The sequence below is a fragment of the Roseomonas chloroacetimidivorans genome, from assembly GCF_049629625.1.
Taxonomy (GTDB): Bacteria; Pseudomonadota; Alphaproteobacteria; order Acetobacterales; family Acetobacteraceae; genus Roseomonas; species Roseomonas chloroacetimidivorans.
Map to the genome: position 1 here is coordinate 36,050 of NZ_JBNBZS010000051.1, position 6,305 is coordinate 42,354.

The window sequence follows — 6,305 nt, forward strand, 5'->3', positions numbered from 1 at the left end:
CTGTGCCGGAATACGTTCGCCGTTCGCACGGTGGCCGGCTTCGATGGTCTGAACGATGGCATCGTTCAGCCAGGAAGTTCAGCCATGCTTTGCACCATCGCTGGCGACAGCCTTGCGGTCGGCGTGGCTGCTTCCGCGCCGCGATGCGAAGCCCTGGCACGAGTCGGGATCGGCACCGGCGAGTATCTCCGCACCTTCGCCCGCCCCATCGGCGGCGACAGAGTGGTGATCTCGCTCGGGGTCAACGATGGACCTGGCGCGGCGACGCTGGAGAACCTTGCTGGCCTCAGGGGCTGCATCACGGCGCGCGACGTCTTCGGGCTGCTGCCGGGACAGTCGGATCGGGCGCGACGCGCCATCCAGCGTGTAGCAGCTGCCTTCCGCCACAGCGTCATCGACACGAGGCCTGTGCACGCAGGCACGCCAGGCGGGTGGCATGGCCGGCGTCAGTGCTAACATCCAGTCCTGCTACCAGACAGCAACACCTTCCCCGCAAGTGCGGGATTGTCTGGCGCTCGAAGCTGTTGCGCGGGTGTGGACATGAAAACCGCTCGCATTCTCCCGGGAGGCGAACTGTCATATTTCAGCGAACAGGCGGTCACCCGACGCTGGGCGCATTACAACCGTGCAGCCAACTTCGCGAACCTGCAGCAGCAGATCACCTATATGGCAGATGTTTCGGATGCTGTGATTCTTGAGATGGCTCGACGACAACACGCCGGATGAGCGGGACCCAGGCGTGTGTTCACGGTGAACACACGGCAGACGCGAGGTGCCGCTGGTCGTTGTGCTCAAGCTCGGTGGTTATCCCCTGGGGCTTTCCGGGCGCCCATCCTGGGGAGAATCGTCCTCTGTCTGGCTCAGGCTGGAATGGGCCGGATTGCGCCTCTTCGGACGCCCGGACCATACTTCGGCGCTACCGCCGGGTCTGCATCCCGTATTGGGCGCTTTCGCGAAGCTGCGCCCGATCCTGAAAGTGCAATCGTCGGTTGCACCTCCTGTATACACCGGCCATGAGTCTCTTTTCGTTAACGTCCTTTCTCGGCCATACGGGAGTTGCGCGGCGCCATGATCCAGGACCTCGGAGATCTGGAGAGCTTCCGCCGTGAATTCCGCAGGCACGTCGTCCTTCCACTGGCTGCGGTGCTCCTGGTCACCGTGGCTCTCGGCGGGTTTGGCCTCTACTGGGCCACCAGGACCAGCGACACGGTCTCGATGGAAAGGGAGGCACGGGTCACGAACCGAGCCGTCGCGGCAAGCGTCCAGGAACTCACCCATCAGCAGCAGGGTGCTGCGCTTTGGGACCCCCTGATCACGCGATTGCGAGCGCCGGTCCTGGATCTGGACCCGCTGGAGGAGAATATCGGCCCCTGGCTGTTCCGGATGTTCGGCCATGAGCAGGTCTACATCCTGACCCCCCGGGGCGAGCCGGTCTACGCGGCAGTTCACGGGCAGCGGGTAGCGCCGGACCGGTTCACGGCCGTGCAGGCCGATCTCAAGCACCTGATTGCCGAGATGACCACGCCGGCCGCGGTGCCTTCCCCCTACTCGTCCCAGGTCCCGGTTGGTGACTCCGACACGCTCGTGGCCAATCACGCGATCTATGCTTCCGACGTTGTACAGACGCTTGGCCGGCCTGCTGCTGTGAGCGCCATGCAAATTCGGCCGGCGGGCATCCCCCCCGAGCAAGACCCCGGTCCGGATTTTGTCATGGTCAATCTCCGCTTCCTGGACGGCCCCTTCCTTCAGGAGGTGGCGGACAGCAATCTGATCGACGGCCTCCGCTACTCACCCGTCCAGGACGCGACGGCGGGAGAGCAATCCATCCCTCTCGCCGACAAGCGCGGCGCCAGGGTCGGCTATCTTCTCTGGGAGCCGACGCTTCCCGGAACCAAGGTCCTCGGCATTCTGGCGCCGGTGACGATGGCTGGAACATTGATCATGGTGGCCATGATCCTGATGCTCGCGCGGAGGCTATGGAGGTCCGGATCGCAGCTGTCGCGTACGGTCCTCGAACTGCGAGCCAGCGAGGCGCACGCGCAGCATCTGGCGTTCCACGATGTGCTGACAGGGCTGGCCAACCGGGCTCTCCTGGACGACCGGCTGGAGCAGGCACTCGCCCGCGTCCGGCGTGGCGACAAACTGGCGCTGATGGCAGTCGACCTGGACCGCTTCAAGCATGTCAACGACACGCTGGGCCATGATGCAGGGGATAGCCTCATCAAGCAGTTTGCGGCGCGTCTCGCCGGCCTGACGCGAGTCACTGACACGGTGGCGCGGATCGGGGGCGACGAGTTCGAGGTGCTCCAGGTCGGAATCAACGGTGAAGAGGATGTGGAGGTCCTCTGCGAGCGCGTTCTCGAGGCGGTCCGTAGTCCATTCAACCTGATGGGCCACGAGGTCTTTGTCGGCGCCAGCATCGGCGTGGTCACCGCGCCCGAAGCTGGCGTGGACCGTGCAGACCTGATGCGAAAGGCCGATATCGCACTCTACCGTGCCAAGGCCGAAGGCCGCAACTGCTGGCGCCTGTTTACCCCCGCGATGGACGAGACTGTCCAGATTCGCGGAGAGATCGAGGCCGATCTCAGGCAGGCGCTCTCGAACGGAAAGGAACTCGAGGTCTATTATCAGCCCGAGGTCGACGCCTCAGGACAGACCATTGTCGGGCTGGAGGCGCTGGTGCGCTGGAATCACCCCAGGAAGGGCATGCTTCCGCCGGGTCATTTCATTCCGATTGCCGAAGAGACGGGCCTGATCGGCCAGCTCGGGGACTGGGTTCTGACCGAAGCCTGCCGTGCGGCACAGAAGTGGCCGACCCTGTTCATGGCCGTGAATGTGTCTCCGGTGCAGTTCCAGTCGCCCGGCTTCGCGGAGCATGTGATCGAGCTCGTGCGCCAATGCGGCTGTGAGCCCGCCAGGATCGAGCTGGAGGTGACCGAGACCGTTTTGCTGCAGGATGACGAGGCCTGCCGTCATGCTCTTGAAAGGTTACGTGCCGCGGGGTTCCGGATTGCGCTTGACGACTTCGGGACCGGCTACTCGAGCCTGAGTCATCTCCGGCGCTTCCAGGTAGACAAGATCAAGGTCGACCAGTCCTTCACGCAGAACATCAGCAACGACGCGGACTCGATCGCGATCGTCGAGGCGGTGGTGACCCTGGGGCACGCCATGGGACTGACGGTCACGGCCGAAGGCGTCGAGACAGCCGCACAGATGAACTTTCTCGCCGCCGCAGGCTGCAACGAGCTGCAGGGTTATCTTTTCTCGCAAGCCCTGTCCGAGGAGGAGATCTCGGTCCTTCTGCAGCCGGGCGGCGGCCCGTCGCCAGAGGAGGGCATTGCCCTCCACCAGAATGTGCGATCTGGCTGACGTTGATCATACCAGCCCCGGCTTCTGAGACACCGATCTGGAACCTGCACCGAAAGAGCGGCCACCGTTCTGGAACCGGTCCTGTGCGCTGCGCGGCCTAGGCCGACAGCCACTCGCCGAGCTTGGACCAGCGGCGGCGGGAATTGGCATTCTTGACGGCGATGGCCAACGCCCGGCGCTGTCCGACCAGCACGACCAGCCGCTTGCCCCGGGTCACGCCGGTGTAGAGCAGGTTGCGCGCCAGCATGGCGTAGTGTTGCGTCACGAGCGGGATCACCACGGCCGGGTACTCCGAGCCCTGGCTCTTGTGGATAGTGGTGGCATAGGCCAGGACGAGCTCATCCAGTTCCCCGAAGCCGTAGACCACCTCCCTGCCTTCGAAGGTGACGGTCAGCTCGCCCTCCTCGGGGTCGATCGCCGACACCACGCCGAGATCGCCGTTGAAGACGTCGCGCTCGTAATCGTTGGTGACCTGCATCACCTTGTCGCCGACACCATAGGTCCAGCCGAAGCGCTCCACCCGGATCTCGCCGGGCGGGTTCAGCACCTTTTGTAGTTCGATGTTGAGGGAGCGCGCACCGAGCCCGCCCCGGTTCATCGGGCAGAGCACCTGGACGTCGCGCACCGGGTCCAGCCGGAACCGGGCCGGGATGCGGCTGCCCACCACGGCGAGCAGCTTGCGGACGCCCTCCTCCGGATCGGCGGCATCCACGAAAAAGAAGTCGCTCCCCTCCCCCGCCCTGAGTTCGGGCATCTGGCCACGGTTGATCCGGTGGGCGTTGACGATGACCTGGCTCTGGGCCGCCTGCCGGAACACCTCGGTGAGCCGCACCACCGGCACGGCCCCCGAGCCGATGATGTCGGCCAGAACCTGCCCGGGACCGACGGAGGGCAGCTGGTCTACGTCGCCCACCAGCAGCAGGGCGGCCTCGTCCGGCAGGGCCTTCAGCAGGGCCCGCATGAGGGGGACATCCACCATGGAGGTCTCGTCCACCACCAGCAGATCGCAGGCGAGCGGGTTCGTCTCGTCGCGCTTGAAGCCGCCGGTCTTGGGATCGGTCTCCAGCAGGCGATGGATGGTCCGGGCTTCCAGTTTCGTGCTGTCGGAGAGGCGCTTGGCAGCTCGACCCGTGGGCGCGCAGAGGGCCACCTCCACCCCCTTGGCCCGCAGCACCTGCAGGACGGAGTTCACCAGCGTGGTCTTGCCCACACCCGGTCCGCCCGTGATGACCAGCACCTTGGAGGCGAGGGCGAGCCGGACCGCGTCGCGCTGGCTGGGGGCGAGCGCCAGCCCGGTGCGACCCTCCACCCAGGGGATCGCCTTCTCGGCGTCAATGGCCGGCCAGGGTGGGGCGCCCTGGGCGAGGGTACGAAGCCGCTCGGCGATGGCCTGCTCGGCCCGGTACAGCCCGGCCAGGAAGACGCAGGGCTGCCCCTCCAGCGTGTCGGCCACCACCTCCCCAGCTTCGAGCTCCAGCTCCAGCGCCGTCTGGACCAGGCCGGGCTCGACCTGCAGCAGTTCGCCCGTGAGCGCGGCGAGCTCACCCACCGGCAGCCCGCAATGCCCCTCCCCGGTCGCCTCGGCCAGGGCGAAGGAGATGCCGGCGCGCACCCGGATCATCGCTGTGGGCTCGATGCCGAGCTTCTGGGCCACGAGGTCGGCTGTCCGGAAGCCGATGCCCCGGATGTCGCGGGCAAGGCGGTAAGGGTTCTCGGTGATGACCTGGACGGCGTTCGCGCCATAGGTCTTGTAGATCCGCACAGCCCGGGAGGTACCGACCCCATGGGCGTGCAGGAACAGCATGATCTCGCGGATCACTTTCTGCTCGGCCCAGCCCGCGACAATGCGGGCCGCGCGCTTGGGGCCGATCCCCGTCACCTCCCGCAGCCGGTCGGGTTCGGCCTCGATCAGGTCGAAGACCGCCGCCCCGAAGGCCCGGACGAGCTTCTTGGCGTAGACCGGGCCGATGCCGCGGATCATGCCGGAGCCGAGATACTTCTCGATGCCCTCGATCGTGGTGGGCTGGGTTGCCTTGAGGAAGCCCGCTCGGAACTGCAGGCCATGGGTGCGGTCGTTCACCCAGGTGCCGCTGAGCTGGACCCACTCCCCCGCCGAGATCGAGGCGGCATGGCCGACCACCGTGACCAGGTCGCGGTGGCCCCGCGCCTTGACGCGAAGGACGCAGAAGCCGTTCTCGGCATTGTGGTAGGTAACGCGCTCGACGAGGCCGGCCAGCGCCTCCGTCGGGGCGGTGAGCGCGGCCTCAGCCATCGTTTCGGGTGGTGGTCCGTTCCATGATGTCCAAGATAGGACGTCGCCCGACGAAGTCGCGGGGGAAGTAACCTGGCCTGCTGACAGCGAGGCCGGCGGCGGCCCGTCTGCGCGACCTTTGCCGGGCGCTTCGTCATCTAGCGGTGGCCGCCGGCTACGCACAGTTGGAGGACGGAAGGTCCGTGTTGCCAGAGAGAGCTGCCACGTCGCGGTTTTCAGGCACGCGGCTGAGTAAGGGGAAGCTGGCGTGATCTCTTGGAGAATTCACGCCGCTGACGGAGGCGGGGCCACACCGGATCGAATGCGCGGGCAATCGCTGGGCGAAAAGGCGGACGGGAGACGGCGCCGTTCTGCCGTCTCCCACCGCGCCGTTCTCAGCGCCAGGACATCCGGCGATACCTGTAGACGAAGCGCCAGCCGGCCACCGGGCGGTTAGCCGCGGCAGGCGCTTGTGGCCACACCGGAGGTACAGCGAGCCCTTGGGGTTGCCCCTCGGACGTGGCATTCGCCTGCCGCCTGAGCTGGAAGGCCAGCGCGAGCAACGCAGCGCCAAAGAGCAGAGCGTAGGCCCCGAGCCAGGCTGTCATGACGAGAGCCCCTGTCGCCGGAGCGCAGGCCAGCAGCACGCCCCAAAGGAGCGAAACAAGACCAGCAAGCCCCAGAA

Annotated in this window: 5 protein-coding genes; 3 read left to right on the forward strand and 2 right to left on the reverse strand. The window is 66.3% G+C overall.

Annotation, left to right across the window (positions count from 1 at the left end; genetic code table 11):
* The first annotated feature begins 84 nt into the window (after window positions 1-84).
* The 3 genes from ACO1BU_RS26230 (at window position 85) to ACO1BU_RS26240 (ending at window position 3,369) form a co-directional block, all read left to right on the forward strand.
* Window positions 85-456 carry a hypothetical protein gene (locus ACO1BU_RS26230; protein ID WP_424138924.1) on the forward strand — a complete coding sequence of 124 codons (372 nt, stop codon included), beginning with the start codon at window positions 85-87 and terminating at the stop codon, window positions 454-456.
* Between the two features lie 84 nt (window positions 457-540).
* Window positions 541-726 carry a hypothetical protein gene (locus ACO1BU_RS26235; protein WP_424138925.1) on the forward strand — a complete coding sequence of 62 codons (186 nt, stop codon included), beginning with the start codon at window positions 541-543 and terminating at the stop codon, window positions 724-726.
* A 342-nt stretch (window positions 727-1,068) separates the two neighbouring features.
* Window positions 1,069-3,369 (forward strand): putative bifunctional diguanylate cyclase/phosphodiesterase, encoded by a 2,301-nt coding sequence (locus ACO1BU_RS26240; RefSeq protein WP_424138926.1) that lies wholly within the window; start codon window positions 1,069-1,071, stop codon window positions 3,367-3,369.
* A 97-nt stretch (window positions 3,370-3,466) separates the two neighbouring features.
* Here the strand turns inward: ACO1BU_RS26240 and recD2 are convergent, their stop codons facing one another.
* Together recD2 and ACO1BU_RS26250 are read right to left on the reverse strand one after the other, a co-directional pair.
* A complete protein-coding gene (gene recD2, locus ACO1BU_RS26245) occupies window positions 3,467-5,641 on the reverse strand; it encodes an SF1B family DNA helicase RecD2 (protein WP_424138927.1) in 2,175 nt (724 codons plus the stop codon).
* 374 nt (window positions 5,642-6,015) lie between these two features.
* Window positions 6,016-6,305: DUF308 domain-containing protein (locus tag ACO1BU_RS26250; protein ID WP_424138928.1), on the reverse strand; the 290-nt coding region annotated here is incomplete at its 5' end.